The 16,269-nt window shown below is 61.0% G+C and carries 11 protein-coding genes; 2 read left to right on the forward strand and 9 right to left on the reverse strand.

Annotation, left to right across the window (positions count from 1 at the left end; all coding sequences use genetic code 11):
* Nucleotides 1-205 precede the first annotated feature (205 nt).
* A complete protein-coding gene (locus tag HNQ72_RS10030) occupies nt 206-2,551 on the forward strand; it encodes a PAS domain-containing sensor histidine kinase (protein ID WP_183992120.1) in 2,346 nt (781 codons plus the stop codon).
* A 4-nt stretch (nt 2,552-2,555) separates the two neighbouring features.
* On the opposite strand, the gene HNQ72_RS10035 is transcribed toward HNQ72_RS10030, so the two are convergent.
* The gene (locus tag HNQ72_RS10035) at nt 2,556-5,525 is read right to left on the reverse strand and encodes a bifunctional [glutamine synthetase] adenylyltransferase/[glutamine synthetase]-adenylyl-L-tyrosine phosphorylase (protein WP_183992122.1); all 2,970 of its coding nucleotides are present in this window, start codon (nt 5,523-5,525) and stop codon (nt 2,556-2,558) included.
* Nucleotides 5,526-5,758: 233 nt separating this feature from the next.
* Between HNQ72_RS10035 and HNQ72_RS10040 the strand changes: the two genes are divergently transcribed.
* Nucleotides 5,759-7,153 (forward strand): GntT/GntP/DsdX family permease, encoded by a 1,395-nt coding sequence (locus HNQ72_RS10040; RefSeq protein ID WP_183992124.1) that lies wholly within the window; start codon nt 5,759-5,761, stop codon nt 7,151-7,153.
* A gap of 161 nt (nt 7,154-7,314) precedes the next feature.
* On the opposite strand, the gene HNQ72_RS10045 is transcribed toward HNQ72_RS10040, so the two are convergent.
* The 8 genes from HNQ72_RS10045 to HNQ72_RS10080 form a co-directional block, all read right to left on the reverse strand.
* On the reverse strand, nt 7,315-8,739 hold the full coding sequence (locus HNQ72_RS10045) for a sensor histidine kinase (RefSeq protein WP_183992126.1): 1,425 nt from the start codon (nt 8,737-8,739) through the stop codon (nt 7,315-7,317).
* Nucleotides 8,739-9,497: a response regulator transcription factor gene (locus HNQ72_RS10050; protein ID WP_280518271.1), complete on the reverse strand. Its 759-nt coding sequence runs from the start codon at nt 9,495-9,497 to the stop codon at nt 8,739-8,741. The genes HNQ72_RS10045 and HNQ72_RS10050 overlap by 1 nt, the downstream gene beginning before the upstream one ends.
* Nucleotides 9,498-9,617: 120 nt before the next feature.
* Nucleotides 9,618-11,195, reverse strand: coding sequence for a Do family serine endopeptidase (locus HNQ72_RS10055; RefSeq protein WP_183992128.1), 1,578 nt, complete (start codon nt 11,193-11,195; stop codon nt 9,618-9,620).
* A 167-nt stretch (nt 11,196-11,362) separates the two neighbouring features.
* Nucleotides 11,363-11,803: a cytochrome c-type biogenesis protein gene (locus HNQ72_RS10060; protein ID WP_244654430.1), complete on the reverse strand. Its 441-nt coding sequence runs from the start codon at nt 11,801-11,803 to the stop codon at nt 11,363-11,365.
* Between the two features lie 107 nt (nt 11,804-11,910).
* Nucleotides 11,911-13,899 (reverse strand): heme lyase CcmF/NrfE family subunit, encoded by a 1,989-nt coding sequence (locus HNQ72_RS10065; RefSeq protein WP_183992130.1) that lies wholly within the window; start codon nt 13,897-13,899, stop codon nt 11,911-11,913.
* Nucleotides 13,896-14,420 carry a cytochrome c maturation protein CcmE gene (gene ccmE, locus HNQ72_RS10070; protein ID WP_183992132.1) on the reverse strand — a complete coding sequence of 175 codons (525 nt, stop codon included), beginning with the start codon at nt 14,418-14,420 and terminating at the stop codon, nt 13,896-13,898. The genes HNQ72_RS10065 and ccmE overlap by 4 nt, the downstream gene beginning before the upstream one ends.
* Nucleotides 14,417-15,598: a c-type cytochrome biogenesis protein CcmI gene (gene ccmI, locus HNQ72_RS10075; RefSeq protein WP_183992134.1), complete on the reverse strand. Its 1,182-nt coding sequence runs from the start codon at nt 15,596-15,598 to the stop codon at nt 14,417-14,419. The genes ccmE and ccmI overlap by 4 nt, the downstream gene beginning before the upstream one ends.
* Nucleotides 15,599-15,792: 194 nt before the next feature.
* Entirely contained in the window at nt 15,793-16,224 is a 432-nt protein-coding gene (locus HNQ72_RS10080) for a hypothetical protein (RefSeq protein WP_183992136.1), read from the reverse strand.
* Nucleotides 16,225-16,269 lie beyond the last annotated feature (45 nt).

A 16,269-nucleotide genomic window follows, 5' to 3' on the forward strand; every position in this document is an offset into this window, starting at 1 on the left:
AAACACTTTGCTTGACGCACTCCGAAATCTCGCATCCGGGTTTCGACCACCAGCACAGCTGATTTGCGACGCAAAAATCCGCAAATTGCAGCGTATTTCAAATGGTTAACAAAATATTACCAACCCTCTGGACACGAAGAATCACTCTATGATTCATTAGGGTAGATTCGGACGGGCGGCGTACCGGATCATCACGAGGGACTAGATGAACACGGTATCGGACGTGCAGCGGGAAACCGCGGCCGGCGCTTGGCTGCGCCCTAAATTTCCGAAGGTTTCGGGCCTGCAGAAGGCGCTTTCGAAAGACAGCAATTTCGCGGTCAAGCCGATCGCACGTCAAACGCCGAAGGTGGAACTGGTGCTCAAGCGATCCATCCCCCTTCTCATCATCGCATTCCTCATGGTCGTGGCAGCGTCGCGCATTCTCGGCATCATGGGCGAGAACAGCCGCATGGAAGATGCCGCGAGACAATCGACGGCGCTGATGGCCGCGACCGCCAAGGCGATATTCGTCGGCCAGGAGAGCCTGTTCAGCACTGCTGACCGCGTCGCGGCGGAGGCTCGCCTTTCATCCTATCTGTCTTCCAATCCGCAGCCGCATGGTTCGTTCACCCTTTTCATCGACAAGTCCGGCGTCGTATTCGGCGGATCGAACGGAGCAGCGTCTGCCTATATCGGGCACCGCCTTGCTGCACTTCTTCCCGAAACCGCAACGCTCCGTCGCGTCGGCGGCGTGATTGAAACCTATCTTGGCGAGACCCCGCACTATGCCGCAATCCAGCCGATAGGCGACGAGGGTGCGCTGATTGTTTCTGCGCATTCGCTTGATACGACCAACCGTTTCCTGCGCGGTGAAATTTCTCTCAACGTCACCCTCTTTACCGGTATTTCCGCCATTCTTCTCGTCATCCTTTATGCCTACTATACGCAGGTCAGGCGCGCACAAGACGCCGACGAGATCTTTGCTGAATCCAATCTGCGGATCGAAGCGGCATTGTCTCACGGGCGTTGCGGACTTTGGGATTTCGATGTTGCCAACCGCAGGCTCTTCTGGTCCGGTTCGATGTACGAAATGCTTGGCCTGCCTGCTGCCGGCAGCATCATATCGTTTTCCGATGCCGCAAGGATGATGCATCCGTCGGACGGCAATATCTACGCTCTGGCGCGTGCCATCGGCCGCGGCAATGCAAAGCAGGTCGACCAGGTATTCCGCATGCGCCACGCGGCTGGCCACTATGTCTGGATGCGCGCACGGGCACAGGTCATTCGCAACGCGTCCGGCCGCATCCACGTGATCGGCATTGCCATGGACGTCACCGAACAGCACCGTCTGGCACAGCGTTATGCCGAGGCCGATCAGCGTCTTGCCGACGCGATCGAATGTACCTCAGAGGCCTTCGTGCTATGGGACAAGAACGACCGCCTCGTCATGTGCAACACCCACTTCCAGCAAGCTTACGGATTGCCTGAAAGTGTACTGGTGCCGGGAACCGAACGCACAACGGTCAATACAGCAGCCGCACGGCCGGTGATCGAGCGTCGCATCGCGGATGCGGATGGCAGTGGTTTCTCCCGCACCACCGAGGTTCAGCTTGCCGACGAACGCTGGCTGCAGATCAACGAGCGCCGCACCCGAGACGGCGGCACGGTTTCGGTCGGCACCGACATCACGCTTCTGAAACGCCACCAGGATCGCCTGCGCCATAGCGAGCGCCGCCTGATGGCAACGATTGGGGACCTTTCAGCCTCGCAGAAGACGCTGGAAAAACAGAAGGCAGAGCTTTCCGTCGCCAATGCCAACTATCAGGCGGAGAAGGAACGCGCGGAAGCAGCCAACCAGGCAAAGTCCGAATTCCTCGCCAATATGAGCCACGAGTTGCGCACGCCGCTCAATGCCATTCTCGGCTTCTCCGAAATCCTGATGAACGGCATGTTCGGACCGCTCGGCTCACCGAAATACGGCGAATATTCCAAGGATATTCACGATAGCGGCAAGCACCTTTTGAACGTCATCAACGATATCCTCGACATGTCGAAGATCGAAGCCGGCCACATGCGCATACAGTCGGACAAGATTGATCTTGTGCCGTTGATCGAAGAGAGCTTGCGCCTCACCTCCATCGCCGCACAGGACAAGCATATCGCGATACATCAACGACTACCCGAAGTCCTCGACATGATCGGTGACAGACGCGCGCTGAAGCAGGTGATGCTCAATCTCCTCTCCAATGCCGTTAAATTCACCGACGAAGGCGGCAGCATCGAGTTGCGTGCTCACCGGATGGAAAAAGGCCTGATGCTGACGATCGCCGACAGCGGCATCGGTATCCCCAAGGATGCTATGCCCAAGATCGGCCAGCCCTTCGAACAGGTGCAGAGCCAGTATGCCAAGAGTAAGGGCGGATCGGGCCTCGGGCTTGCCATTTCCCGCTCGCTGGTGGCGCTGCATGGCGGCCGGATGCGCATCCGCTCGAAATGCGGCAAAGGCACCGCCGTGTCGCTTTTCATCCCCGACCGGCCTTTCGTGGAAGCGCGCAAGAAGGCGGCGTGAAAGATCAGCGGATCGCGCGCTGAAACACGTTCCTCACCTCACCCGACAGCCGCTTTACCTCTCTCTCCAGCGTGGCTAGATCGGGGCAGTCTCCGGCACGGCAGATCCGCTCCACGAGGCCGGCGGGTGCATCCTTGGCATCGAACGGGCCATCCACACAGAGGCGGATGATCTGCGAGAGTTCGGTGAACAGACGCAAGGCTTCAAGGCATGTATCGAGATCGGCTTGTTCCGGCAGGTCCTCACCGAGTGCCTTCAGTGCTTGCGCAGTCGACAGACCGTAGGTATCGACCGACAGATCCTTGCCCCCTGCCCGCGCCGGCGCCGGCGCCGGCGCGATCAGCCGCAGATATTGGGCGATGAACTCGATGTCGATCAATCCGCCGGGAATGAGCTTGAAATCCCAGATATCGCGCGGCGGTTTCTCTTCTCCGATCAGCGTCCGCATCTCGGCCACGTCCTTGGTGATCTTCTTCACGTCCGGCTTGGCGGACAGAACCTCGCGGATGACAGCCCTTGCCTCATCACCCAGGCTCTTGTCGCCGCAGACGATGCGTGCGCGGGTGAGCGCCATATGCTCCCAGGTCCAGGCCTCTTCACGCTGATATTTGCCGAATGCGGTGATGCGCGAGGCGACCGGCCCCTTGTTGCCGGAAGGACGCAGGCGCAGATCGACTTCGAAGATCACGCCCTCCGCCATCGGTGCGGAAAGCGCTGCGATCAGTCTCTGCGTCAGGCGGGTGAAATAACGCTGCGCATCGAGCGGTTTTTGACCGCTGCTCTCGAAGGCGTCGCTGTCGTAATCGTAGAGCAGTATAAGATCGACATCCGATCCCGCCGTAAGCTCGAAGGAACCGAGCTTGCCCATGCCCATGACAGCGACACGTCCACCCGGATAGGTGCCATGCGCCGCCTCGATCTCGCCTTTCACCGCCGTCAGTGCCGCGTCGATCAGGAGATCCGCCAGATGGGTAAAGGCACGGCCGGCATCGTCGCCGGAGATCGCTGCGGTGAGCAACCGGATACCGATCAGAAAGCGCTGCTCGGCAGCAAAGATGCGCAGCCGGTCGAGCCTGTCCTCGTAATGGCGCGAGCCGGAGAGGAACGTATCCAGCCGCTTCGACAAATAGTCGCGCGTTGGCACTTCCGACATCAGGCCGGGATCGAGCATGCCATCGAAGACATGCGGCTTGGAGGCGATGATATCGGCCAGACGCGGCGCCGATGCCATGATGGTGACGATGAGAGAGAGAAGCGGCGGGTTCTTGCCGATCAGCGAAAAGAGCTGGATGCCGGCCGGCAGCGCCTTCAAAAAGCTGTCGAAGCGCAGCAGCGCCTCGTCCGCACGCTGGCTTTCGCCGAAGGCCTTGAGCAGCGCCGGCATCATCTGTGTCAGCCGCTCGCGGGCCTCGACCGATTGCGTCGCACGGTACCGGCCGGAATGCCAGGTGCGGATCATCCGCGACATGTCGGCGGGTCGCTCATAACCGAGTTCGGCCAGCGTCTTCAGCGTATCGGGATCGTCCTTCTGGCCGGTGAAGACGAGGTTGCCCTCACCGCCTGACAGGCCCTCCTCCTGTTCGAACAGCCGCGAATAGCGCCTCTCGACCGTCTTGAGGATGCTCTCCAGCCGCGTGGAAAACGCCGCGACATCGGCAAAGCCGAGCATGAAGGCAATTCGCTTCAGTTCCGCATTGCTGTCGGGCAGGCGATGCGTCTGCTCGTCATGCACCATCTGGATACGGTGTTCGACATCGCGCAGGAACCAGTAGGCTTCGGTCAAGGCCGTTGCGATCTCCGGCTTGATCCACTTGGCTTCTGCCAGCGCATGCAGCGCCGTTTCCGTCTCGCGTGTTCTCAGCGCCGGCATGCGTCCACCGGCGATCAACTGCTGGGTCTGGGCGAAAAATTCGATCTCGCGAATGCCCCCGCGTCCGAGCTTGACGTCGTGGCCCTTTACCGCGATCGCCCCATGGCCCTTGTGGACATGGATCTGCCGCTTGATCGAATGGATGTCGGCGATCGCCGCATAATCGAGATATTTGCGGAAGACGAAGGGGGTCAGAAGCTTGAGGAAGTTATCGCCGGCAGCCATGTCGCCGGCCACCGGCCGCGCCTTGATATAGGCGGCCCGCTCCCAGTTCTGCCCCCTGCCCTCGTAATAGATCAGGGCTGCATCCATGGAGACGGCGAGCGGCGTAGAGCCGGGATCCGGGCGCAGCCTCAGGTCGGTTCTGAAAACGTAACCATCGGCGGTGCGGTCCTGCAGGATGCGGATCAGCCGGCGCATCATCCGGCCATAGATCTCCGACGCATCAAGCGGATCGGCAAGAATGCCCACCTCGGGGTCGAAGAAAACGACGATATCGATATCGGAGGAATAGTTGAGTTCGCGCCCGCCGAGCTTGCCCATACCGAGCACGATGAGGCCCGAGCCACGGCTCGGTTCTGTCGGGTCGACAAGCTTGAGCTTGCCGCTTTCATGCGTCGCGAGCAGAAGATGGTCGACCGCGGAGGCGACGGAGGCTTGCGCAAATTCGCTCAGCCAGCATGTCGTTTCCTTCGCCGTGAAGATGCGGGCGAGATCAGCCAACGCCAGGATGAAGCTGAAGGCGCGCTTGGCCGACCGCAGGACGGTCATGACCTCGCTCTCGGAAGGAATCTTCTCATCCACCGGCCGCCAGGCATCGCGTGCCTTGTCGATCAGGGAGGAGAGCGCCGGTTCCACCGGTTCGCCGATAGCCTGAGCCAGGAAAGAGGGAGAGACCGAAGCCGTGTCGCGCAGATAGGGCGACAGGCTGAATGCCGCGACGATAAAATCCTTCAGCGCCCCGCCTTCTTTCAGCATTTGCGCCACCGAAGCCTCGGATTGTCCAATATCTTTCAGCGCCGCCAGAGCAGTCTTGGCTTCCGCCTGCGACAGGGGACGAATGACATCCGCTGATACGGTGTCGAGCCGTTTTACGCTTTTCATGCCGTTTCCTCCCTTATGCAGCTTTTAGTTTGCGCGGAAGGAGAAGACAAACCGGAATGAAGGGAAACCACAACCCATGAACGATTGCGGTTTATCAAGTGACGCAATCTAATTAGGGCGCTATCTATCTGGAGACTTTCGTACTCCATGCCTTTGCGGGTCGCTTCCCGCTCTTCGGTTGAACGGAGTCACCGAATTGCCTTGCGCTCCCGCGTCCATCTTCGGGAGAAACCATGAATTCCTCAGACATTGCGCTTCTAGCGACCGCGCTCGGCAGCGTGATTTTCCTCGTTGTGCTGATCGTATCGCGCATCCGGCTGCATCCGCTTCTGGCGCTGATCATCACCTCCATCGGCGTCGGGCTCGTCACCGGCATGCCGGGCGAAAAGCTGATCAAGTCGATCGAGGCGGGTGCCGGCCACACGCTCGGCGCTGTCGGCCTCGTCGTTGCGCTCGGCGCCATGCTCGGCCGTATCCTTGCCGCCGGCGGCGTGACGGAGAGCATTGCCAATCTCATCATCACCAGGACATCCATCCGCATGCTGCCCTGGGCCATGGCGGGTGCCGCCTTCATCATCGGCATTCCGATGTTTTTCGAAGTCGGTCTCGTCGTGCTCCTGCCATTGATCTTTAGCGTTGCGCGCAAGCTCGACGAGACGGGGAGCATCAAGGGCTCTGCCTATGTCTATGTCGGTGTCCCGGTCATTGCAGCGCTTGCCTCGATGCACGGCATGGTGCCGCCGCATCCCGGCCCCCTGACGGCAATCGCCTCACTCAACGCCAATATCGGCGCGACCATGCTTTACGGTTTCATCGCCGCCATTCCGGCGATCATCCTCGGCGGACCGGTCTATGGCGCGATCGTCACCCCACGCCTCAAGGTCAAGCCGGATCAGGCTCTTATCGACCAGTTCTCACAGGACGCCTCGGAGGGCGCATCGACCGGCAAGGCGCCGCCCAGCCTCGGCCTCAGCCTTTTGACGGCGCTTCTACCGGCGCTTCTGATGCTCTGTCATGCCGTTGCGGAACTGGTCCTGCCAAAGGGTTCGGCACTGCTGTCGATCACCGACTTCCTCGGCGATCCGGGTATCGCCATGCTGGTCGGCGTGCTGTTTGCAGCCTGGACCCTGGTCATCGGTCGCGGCGGAAACAGCGAGCTTCTGCGCACGCAGCTTTCGGCCAGCGTCAAGCCGATCGCCAACGTCCTTTTGATCATCGCCGGCGGCGGGGCCTTCCAGCATGTTCTGGGAGATGCCAAGGTCGGGGATGCGATCATGCATCTGAGCCAGCAGTTCTCGCTCTCGCCGCTGCTTCTCGGCTGGATCATCTCGATGCTGCTCTCGGTCTCGACCGGTTCCGCCACGGTCGGCATCGTCGGTGCATCGGGACTGCTCGCACCGCTCGTCGGACATGACCCGTCGCTCAACGCCTCGCTTCTGGCACTCTCGGTCGGCTGCGGCTCGTTGTTCTTCAACTATGCCAACCATGCCGGTTTCTGGCTGGTGAAGGAATCCTTCGGCATGACGATGGGCGAAGCAACGGCAACCATCTCGATCATCCAGTCGATCGTCTCGGTCGTCGGGCTGGTGATGGTGCTGCTGATGAACCTGGCGCCGCCGCTGGTGTGAAGCAGCGGATACCTGTCTGTCCCGCCAGCCCCTCATCCGGCTGCCACCACCTTCTCCCCGCTCGCGGGGAGAAGGACACAAACCTCAAGGTCTCGGACCTCTCAAGCGTTAAGCAAGGCCGAGCGCAGCAAGCTGCGCTCCGGGTAAGAGGCAGCCTCACCTCACCCCTTTACAACCGGAAACACCATCGTCACGGTCAGGCCTGGAGCCTCGGTCTCCGTCTCGTCGGTTGCGGAAAGCTCCAGCTTTCCGCCATGCAGCTCCATCACCGCTTCCACCAGCGACAGACCAAGACCCGTACCGGGTTTCGAGCGGCTGGCATCAAGCCGGAAGAAGCGCTTCGTCACCTCGCCACGTTTGTCGGCCGGCACGCCCGGGCCGTTGTCGCAAACCGAAAGCCTCACCTCGTCGGCCGCAGACGTCAGCTTGACCTGGATGATCGGAGACTGACTGCCTTCGCTTGCATATTTGATCGCGTTGTCGAGCAGGTTGAAGATCGCCTGACCGATCAGTTCGCGATTGCCGTTGACGGCAATACCCTGATCGATCTCGGTGGTCAGTGTTATGCCCGCCTCTTCCGCAACCGGCTCGTAAAGCTCGGCGCTGTCGGCGGAAACGGCAGAGAGATCGACGCTCGACATTTCCGCCGCGATCGATCCCGCCTCGACGCGGGAGATCATCAGCAGCGCGTTGAAGGTGCGGATCAACTGATCGGATTCTGCGATGATGCCTTCGAGCGCGGCCCTGCGCGCATCCTCATCATCCTCGCCCAGAGCGTCAGCCGCCTTGTTGCGCAGCCGTGTCAGCGGTGTTTTCAGGTCATGGGCGATATTGTCGGAAACCTGCCGCAGGCCTTCGTTCAGCTTCTCGATCCGGCCCAGCATGGCGTTGAGCGATCCCGACATTCTATCGAACTCGTCACCGGAGCGGCCGACGGGAAGTCTCTGAGAGAGATCGCCCGCCATGATCTTCTGGCTTGCAGCCGACATCCGGTCGATGCGCTTCAGCGCATTGCGGCCGATACCGAACCAGATGACCAGTGCGCCAAGCCCCATGATCGCCAGCGCCACCATCAGCGCCTGCCGCACGATATAACGGAAGCGGCTGGGGTCACCCAGATCGCGTCCGATCATCACGCGCAAGCCGTTGTCGACGCGCAGTACATTGGCGATGGCGAGATGTTTGCGCGAACCGCCGATCTCGGCATAGGGCTCGTAGGAAAAGGGCATGTTCGTCCAGCCTTCCTGGTCGAGCACGCCAGGCTGGACGGAAGAGACGTTGCCGGCCAGCATCTCGCCGTTCGGTCCGGCGATGACATAGAGATTTGCACCTGGCTGGCGCGCGCGCCGCTCCATGATGCGCAGCAAGAGGTTGACGCCGCCGCGCTCATAGGCGCGCTGGATATCGGCCACTTCCTCGGTAATCGTCTGGCGCGTCTGCTGCACCAGCGTCTTTTCGGAAAGAGCGGTCACATAGATGACGAGAAACCCGGCGCAGATCGCGAAGAGGAGAATATACAGCGCCGAAAGCCTCACGGCCGTCGAGCGGAACATGAGGCGGGCGCGCTTGACGATGCGGGAAAGCATTACCCCTCGTCCTTGATCATGTAGCCGGCGCCACGAATGGTCTTCAACAGCGGCTTGTCGAAGTCCTTCTCGATCTTGGAGCGCAGGCGCGAGACATGCACGTCGATGACATTCGTCTGCGGGTCGAAGTGATAGTCCCAGACGTTTTCGAGCAGCATGGTGCGGGTCACGACCTGACCGGCATTCTTCATCAGATATTCGAGCAGGCGGAATTCGCGCGGCTGCAGCAGCACATCCTTGCCGGCGCGCTTCACCTCGTGAGAAAGCCGGTCGAGTTCCAGGTCGCCGACCCGGTAGACCATATCCTGTTCCGGCGTGCCCTTGCGACGGCCGAGCACTTCGACACGCGCCAGAAGCTCGGAAAAGGCATAGGGTTTCGGCAGATAATCGTCGCCACCGGCGCGCAGGCCGGTCACGCGGTCATCCACCTGGCCGAGCGCCGAAAGGATCAGCACCGGCGCATTGACGCCGCGCTTGCGCAACTCGCTAATGACCGACAGGCCATCACGGCGCGGCAACATGCGGTCGATGACCATCACGTCGTAGGAGTTTTCCGAGCCCATGAACAGGCCGCTTTCACCGTCGCTGGCGTGGTCCACGATGATGCCGGCCTCGCGAAAGGCCTTGGTCATGTAGGCTGCCGCCTCGAGGTCGTCTTCGATAACCAGAATCTTCATGTGCGGGACAATAGCCTCGGCGGAAACATTTGCACTATCGGAATCTTCTGTCTTTGCCGAGGAAAACGACGGGGTCTGCATGATGGTCTCCGTTACAAGAAGGGCGCCGACGTTTCCGACGGCGCCCCTTGATGAAGTTGATCCTGCGGTCAGGCCTGGAGGTGCCACCTCCGCAGTGTCACTCGAATGGTTTGCCCGGCATCAGCCTTCGTTGATCGGCAGCGCCACGAAGCGGCTCGAACCGTCGGCCTCGACCTGGAAGAGCGCACGGGTGCGTCCGTCCTTCTTGGCCTGTTCGAGAACCTTGCCTACATCGGCTGCGCTTTCGACCTTCTTGTTGTTGACCGAAAGAATCTTCTCGCCGTTCTTCAGGCCGCGGGCAGCAGCTTCACTGTCCGGATCGACATCGGTGACGGAAAGGCCGGAACCGTCCTCAGCCGGGGCAACTGTGATGCCGAGGCTTGCCAGCGCCTGTTCGCTTGCCGGAGCCGGATCGTCCGGCTGCGTGGGTTCAGCCGAAGCTGCCTCATCGCTTGCCATGTTGCCGAGCGTCACCGGAATGGTCTGCTTCTTGCCATCGCGCCACAGATCGACGTCGACCTTGGTGTTCGGCGCAAAGGCTGCGACACGGCGGGCAAGATCACGGGCATCCTTGATCGGCTGGCCGTTGACCGCCTGAACGACGTCACCCTGCTTGATGCCGGCCTTCTGGCCCGGAGAGCCTTCCTGCGGGGCAACAACGAGCGCACCCGAAGCTTCCTTCAGGCCCAGCGAGTCGGCGATGTCCTGCGTTACCGGCTGGATTTGCACACCGAGCCAACCGCGTTCGACCTTGCCGTCCTTCATCAGGTCGGCGATCACGTCCTTGGCGGTGGAGGCCGGGATGGCGAAAGCGATACCGACATTGCCGCCCGACGGCGAGAAGATCGCGGTGTTGATGCCGACGACCTGACCGTTGAGGTCGAAGGTCGGGCCGCCCGAATTGCCGCGGTTCACGGCTGCGTCGACCTGGATATAGTCGTCATAGGGACCGGAGCCGATGTCACGGCCGCGGGCCGAAACGATACCGGCGGTTACCGTGCCGCCGAGGCCGAACGGGTTACCGACAGCGACAACCCAGTCCCCGACGCGAACCTTGCTGTCATCGGCAAAGGAGACATAGGTGAACTTGCGGGCCGGGGCATCGACCTTCAGCAGCGCGAGGTCGGTACGGCTGTCCTTGCCGACGAGCTTGGCATCGAGTTCGGTGCCATCGTTCAGCACGACCGTATAGGCTTGGCCATCGGAAACGACGTGGTTGTTGGTGACGATGTAACCGTCTTCGGAAATGAAGAAGCCGGAGCCCTGGGCGGTCGGACGCAGGTGGTGCGGGCGATTTGGCCCGCCGGGGCCACCGCGCTCTGCGCGGTCACGTGGGCCTGCGCCTGGGCCACCGGGACCACCTTGGCCACCCTGACCGCCGAATTCCTTGAAGAAACGCTTTAGCGGATGATCGTCAGGCAGCTGATCGAAGCCACGACCGCCGAAGTTGAAGGAGAAATTACTGTTGTCGTCGGAGACCGGCTGTGCGTCGGACTGGACGCGAACGGAAACGACTGCGGGGGAAACCGCAGACACGACGTCCGCGAAGCTCGGTGCCTGCGGCGCCGTTACCGAAACCGGAGCAGCAAATGAGGACATGACCTGGCCTGAGATGCCAGTGGACAGCATGACGGCGGCAAGGCCGGCAACGGTCGAGGTCTTCAGCACTGTCTTGAGGGAGGGACGTCCAAACGTCATGGTGAAAGCTACCTTCTTCTCTTCGTCACTCAATCTTGGCCAGGCTGCCGATGGGCAACCCGCCATTGTTCGATGAGACAGATATAGGCGCCGTCACCTTAACTGCAGGTGGCTAGAGCATGAAATGTTCGTAATATTTCGAAATATGCGGCCCGTTGGTCCAAGACCTACCTGCCGAGCAATTCGTCGATTTTCGCTTTCTCTTCTGCACTTAACACCTCGGAAGAACGCCGCGCAGGCCTGCTCCTGACAAAAATGACGAGAGCGAAAATACCCGCGATCAGAAGTCCGATCGGCATCGACCAGAGAATGATCGTCTTGCCGCTGAGCCGCGGATTGAGAAGAACGAATTCGCCGTAACGCGACACGACGTAATCGACAACCTGTTTGTCCGTATCGCCATCGGTCAGCCGCTGGCGGACAAGAACTCGCAGATCCTTTGCAAGCTCGGCGTTGCTGTCATCGATCGACTGGTTCTGGCAGACCATGCAACGCAACTGCGCCGAAATCTGCCGCGCACGCTGTTCCAGCGCCGGGTCTTTCAGCACCTCGTCGGGGTTGACGGCGAAGGCTTGGATGGGAGTGAAAAGGAAAAAGAGGGCAAGCATCAGCTTCACTAGGAAGCCTCGCAGCCCCTCATCCGCCTGCCGGCTCCTTCTCTCCGCAAGGGGGGAAAGGGTTACTGTGAGGGGCAATCGCAGACGTTCCAGTTCCATCATTCCGCCGGCTCCATCACGGCTTTCACCGGCTTGGCCTTCCTAGACGGTGCGCCGACGCGCAAGCGTCGATCCGACAGAGACACGAAACCACCGACCATCATGATCAGGCAGCCGCCCCAGATGCACAGGATCATCGGCTTCCACCAGATACGCACGACAATGCCACCGCCATCCATCGGATCACCGAGAGAGACATAGAGCTGGCTGAGCCCGAAGGTGAGGATACCGGCTTCCGTGGTCGGCATGCGACGCGCCGTGTAAAGCCGCTTGGACGACCAGACATCGGAGACCACAGCGCCACCGGAGCGTACCGTGAAGTGCCCCCGCTCCTCGGTGTAATTCGGCCCGACCGCCTCACGGAAACCGTCGAAAGTCAGCGAATAACCACCGGCGTCCGCTGTCTGCCCCTGCTTCATCTCGACGACGTGCTCGGTGCTGAAAGCCGATGCGGCAACAATACCGACAACGGTCACGCCGAGACCAAAATGTGCAAATGCCGTGCCCCAGGCCGAGCGTGGCAGACCTTTCAGGCGGCGCAGCGAGGTCATCACCGGCAGTTTACCGAAATTGCCGCGATACCAGAGGTCGGCGATTGCGCCGAGCATGCCCCAGCAGCCAATCGCCAGTCCGAAGATCGCGAGGACCGGGCCGCCGTTCTGCATATACCAGAGCAGCAGGCCTAAAAGCAGCGCGAGGCCGGCGAAAACCCAGAGCCGCTGCAGCGCCCCATAAAGATCGGCCCGCTTCCAGGCAAGCATCGGCCCGAGCGGCACGGCAATCAGAAGCGGCAACATCAACAGACCGAAGGTCATGTTGAAGAACGGCGCGCCGACCGAGATTTTTTCGCCCGTCAGGGTCTCCAGCACCAGCGGATAGAGCGTGCCGGTCAAGACGGTCGCAGTCGAAACCGTCAGGATCAGGTTGTTCAGCACCAGCGAACCCTCGCGCGAGATCGGCGCGAACAGGCCACCAGCCTTCAAGGTCGGCGCCCGCCATGCAAACAGCATGAACGCTCCGCCGATAAAGATCGCCAGAATGCAGAGGATGAAGATACCGCGCGACGGATCGGTGGCAAACGCATGGACCGAAGTCAGCACGCCGGAGCGCACAAGGAAGGTACCGAGCAACGACAGCGAAAAGGTCATGATCGCGAGAAGCACGGTCCAGATTTTCAAGGCCTCGCGCTTTTCCATGACCAGTGCCGAGTGCAGGAGGGCCGTGCCGGCAAGCCAGGGCATGAAGGAGGCGTTTTCGACCGGGTCCCAGAACCACCAGCCGCCCCAGCCGAGTTCGTAATAGGCCCAGTAGGAGCCCATGGCGATACCGGCGGTCAGGAAGGTCCAGGCGGCAAGCGTCCAGGGGCGAACCCAGCGTGCCCATGCCGCGTCGATGCGGCCTTCCATCAGTGCCGCCACCGCAAAGGAGAAGCAGACTGAAAAGCCGACATAACCGAGATAGAGAAGCGGCGGATGGATCGCGAGGCCGAAATCCTGCAGGATCGGGTTCAGGTCCTGACCTTCAGCCGGCGCCGGATCGAGGCGCAGGAACGGATTGGAGGTCAAAAGGATGAACAGCAGGAAAGCCAGGCTTATCCAGGCCTGCACGGCCAGAACATTGGCCTTCAGCGTTTCGGGGATGTTGCGGCCGAAGACGGCGACCAGCATGCTGAAGAACACGAGGATCAGCAGCCAGAGCATCATCGAGCCTTCGTGATTGCCCCAGACACCGGAATATTTGTAGATCAACGGCATCAGCGAATGGGAATTCTCCCAGACGTTCTTCACCGAAAAATCGGAAACCACATAGGCCCAGGTCAGCGCGGCGAATGAGAGCGCCACGAGGCCGAACATGACGAGCGAACCGGTCGTCGCCACCGCCATCATGCTGGCGTCACGCCGATGGACGCCGATCACCGGAAGAACAGAAACGATGATTGCGGTCGCGAGCGCCAGTACCAGCGCGAAATGGCCGATCTCGACGATCATGGCGTGGTGCTCCCGACAACCTGCCCGCTCTTGGCTCCAGCCTTGTCGCCCTCGCCATCCTTGGCCGGCGCCATGCCCTTGCCGGTTCCGTCTTCCCAGACGCCGTCCTTCTTCAGCCGGTCGGCCACTTCCTTGGGCATGTAGTTCTCGTCATGCTTGGCAAGCACGCTGTCGGCGACGAAAGCATGCGTCGCGGCATCGAAGGAACCTTCGGTGACGACCCCCTGCCCCTCGCGAAACAGGTCGGGCAGAATGCCGGTATAGCTTACCGGCACGGTCGCCTTGCCATCGGTCACGGCAAAGCTCACCGTTGATCCCTGGCCGCGTTTCACCGATCCATCCTCCACCAGACCGCCGAGCCGGATGCGGGTTCCGGGCTGCAGATTGGCCGTGGCCAGATCGCCCGGCATGAAGAAATAGGCGACGGACTGCGAGAAGGCGAACATCACGAGAAAAACGGCGATGATGATGAAGCTCATGCCGCCGGCGATTACGGCCAGTCGTTTCTGCTTGCGCGTCATTGGGTTACTCCCATCTTGGGGGTTGCTCCCGGATTTGCCGCGCCTTCGGCCGACAGTCCTATTTCCCGTGCGAGCGCGACAAGCTGCCTGCCCTCGCTTCCATCGGCGGAGAAATGCTCCAGCCCGGTCTTCAAGGCGGCTTCCGCCTTATCCCTGTCGCCGAGCACCATGTAGGATCTTACCAGCCTCAGCCAGCCCTCGATATTGTTCGGATCCGCTTCCAGCTTTGATGCGAGGCTGTCGACCATGCCGCGGATCATGTCCTGACGGTCGCCCTGCGACATATCCTGCGCTGCCGCTACATCATCAGCGCTCGGGGCGCCCAGAGAAGGCGGCGCGGCAGGCGCCGCAACGGTGCCGCCATTCTTGGCGATATGTTCGTTGATCAGGCCCATCCACGGAGCATCGCGGGGCGAAGCCTTGGCGATCTCCTCGAAGGTCGCTTTCGCGTCAGCCGCCTTGCCGGCCTGTTCCTGTGCCACGCCAACATAAAAGCGCGCGCGCACATCACCCGGCTCCAGCCGCACCGCTTCCTCGAAGGCAGAGCGGGCGTCCTCGGTCACTATACCGTCATTGGCAACGACCAGCGTCTCGCCGAGGCCCGACAGACGTGCCGCACTGGGTCCGATCAAGCGAATCGCGTTTCGATAAGCAAGTTCGGCGTCTCCAAGCCGTGCAGTACGGAAATAGATCGGCGCCAGAATATCCCAGCCGGAACCATCGTTCGGATTTTGCGCCAGGTGCCGCTCGGCTTTCGCCACCAGCAGCGACATGTCATTGCCTGGGTTCGCCAGCCGCGCTTCCAGCGGCTGATCGGGCAAACCCGGGCTGCCCAGCATGATGTAAAGACAGAGCCCGATAGCAGGCGGCGCGACAGTCACGATACCGATCGCCATCCTGCGTAATCCGCTCGCCTTTGCCGCGTCCGCAGCATCTACATTTTCCTTACCCGCAGCGGCCAGCAACCGGCGACCGATCTCGGCGCGCGCATATTCCGCTTCCTCGGCGCTGATCAGGCCGCCGGCGCGATCCCGGTCCAGTTCCTTCATCTGGTCACGATAGACCTCGATCTCTCCGGCATTGTCAGGCGCAAGGGCCTCGGGACGCCGATAGAGCGGATAAAGCAGCGCTGCCGCGACGATCGCCGTCATGAGCGCAAGAAGGATCCATAAAATCATGTTCGCCAATTACTGCAACGGCGGTGACATTCCAATCGGTCCCATGCCGTTGACGTGAATTTGAGAGATCTCTGTGGCCCATGGCCACGTCACAGGTCAGGTCTTTAGAACGTTTCAAGACTGATGGGAATGTCTATCGACGGCTATGACCTGTATCAAATTCACGAATCCGTGCGGGCATATCCGACACGAGTTCAGTTGAGCGGCGTCCAGGTCCCGTCGGAATTGCGGCATGCGGCGCCCCTCGCGAGCATGTCCCGGCCATCGACAGTAACCGTGTGCCGGTATTGTCGGCAATTCTGTGCGCCTACCTGATAAGGCGCGTTGGCGATGACCGTGCCGTTGGCGTTATCGCCCTTCCATTGAACGGACTGCCCGCCGGCCATCTCTTCCAGAGCCCGGTATTCAGCTTCCAATGCGCGTGAACGGTCGCTGGATGAAAGCTCTGCACCACTGCGCCCAACAATACCGCCCTGCAGGGCCGTAATATAGCCTGCCGAGGCAGACGGCTTGGGAGACAACAGCCCTCGCGCACCGGCCGCAGAACGCGACGTCGACGTGCATCCGGAAACGACCGCTATTCCGCAAAGGGTCAACAGCACGGTTGAAAAGCTCGTGGGGCGCATCGCTTGCTTATGGTCTCCGACTTGCATGCTCGGCAGAAAACAAGG

It is taken from the genome of Aliirhizobium wenxiniae, assembly GCF_014201355.1.
GTDB classification, from domain to species: domain Bacteria; phylum Pseudomonadota; class Alphaproteobacteria; order Rhizobiales; family Rhizobiaceae; genus Neorhizobium; species Neorhizobium wenxiniae.

What these genes read in the sequence shown, in the direction of transcription:
- HNQ72_RS10060 (WP_244654430.1), bottom strand. Translation starts at nt 11,803, where the DNA reads ATGCTTGCCCTCTTTTTCCTTTTCACTCCCATCCAAGCCTTCGCCGTC.
- HNQ72_RS10050 (WP_280518271.1), bottom strand. Translation starts at nt 9,497, where the DNA reads ATGCAGACCCCGTCGTTTTCCTCGGCAAAGACAGAAGATTCCGATAGT.
- ccmI (WP_183992134.1), bottom strand. Translation starts at nt 15,598, where the DNA reads ATGATTTTATGGATCCTTCTTGCGCTCATGACGGCGATCGTCGCGGCA.
- HNQ72_RS10030 (WP_183992120.1), top strand. Translation starts at nt 206, where the DNA reads ATGAACACGGTATCGGACGTGCAGCGGGAAACCGCGGCCGGCGCTTGG.
- ccmE (WP_183992132.1), bottom strand. Translation starts at nt 14,420, where the DNA reads ATGACGCGCAAGCAGAAACGACTGGCCGTAATCGCCGGCGGCATGAGC.
- HNQ72_RS10055 (WP_183992128.1), bottom strand. Translation starts at nt 11,195, where the DNA reads ATGACGTTTGGACGTCCCTCCCTCAAGACAGTGCTGAAGACCTCGACC.
- HNQ72_RS10080 (WP_183992136.1), bottom strand. Translation starts at nt 16,224, where the DNA reads ATGCGCCCCACGAGCTTTTCAACCGTGCTGTTGACCCTTTGCGGAATA.
- HNQ72_RS10035 (WP_183992122.1), bottom strand. Translation starts at nt 5,525, where the DNA reads ATGAAAAGCGTAAAACGGCTCGACACCGTATCAGCGGATGTCATTCGT.
- HNQ72_RS10045 (WP_183992126.1), bottom strand. Translation starts at nt 8,739, where the DNA reads ATGCTTTCCCGCATCGTCAAGCGCGCCCGCCTCATGTTCCGCTCGACG.
- HNQ72_RS10065 (WP_183992130.1), bottom strand. Translation starts at nt 13,899, where the DNA reads ATGATCGTCGAGATCGGCCATTTCGCGCTGGTACTGGCGCTCGCGACC.
- HNQ72_RS10040 (WP_183992124.1), top strand. Translation starts at nt 5,759, where the DNA reads ATGAATTCCTCAGACATTGCGCTTCTAGCGACCGCGCTCGGCAGCGTG.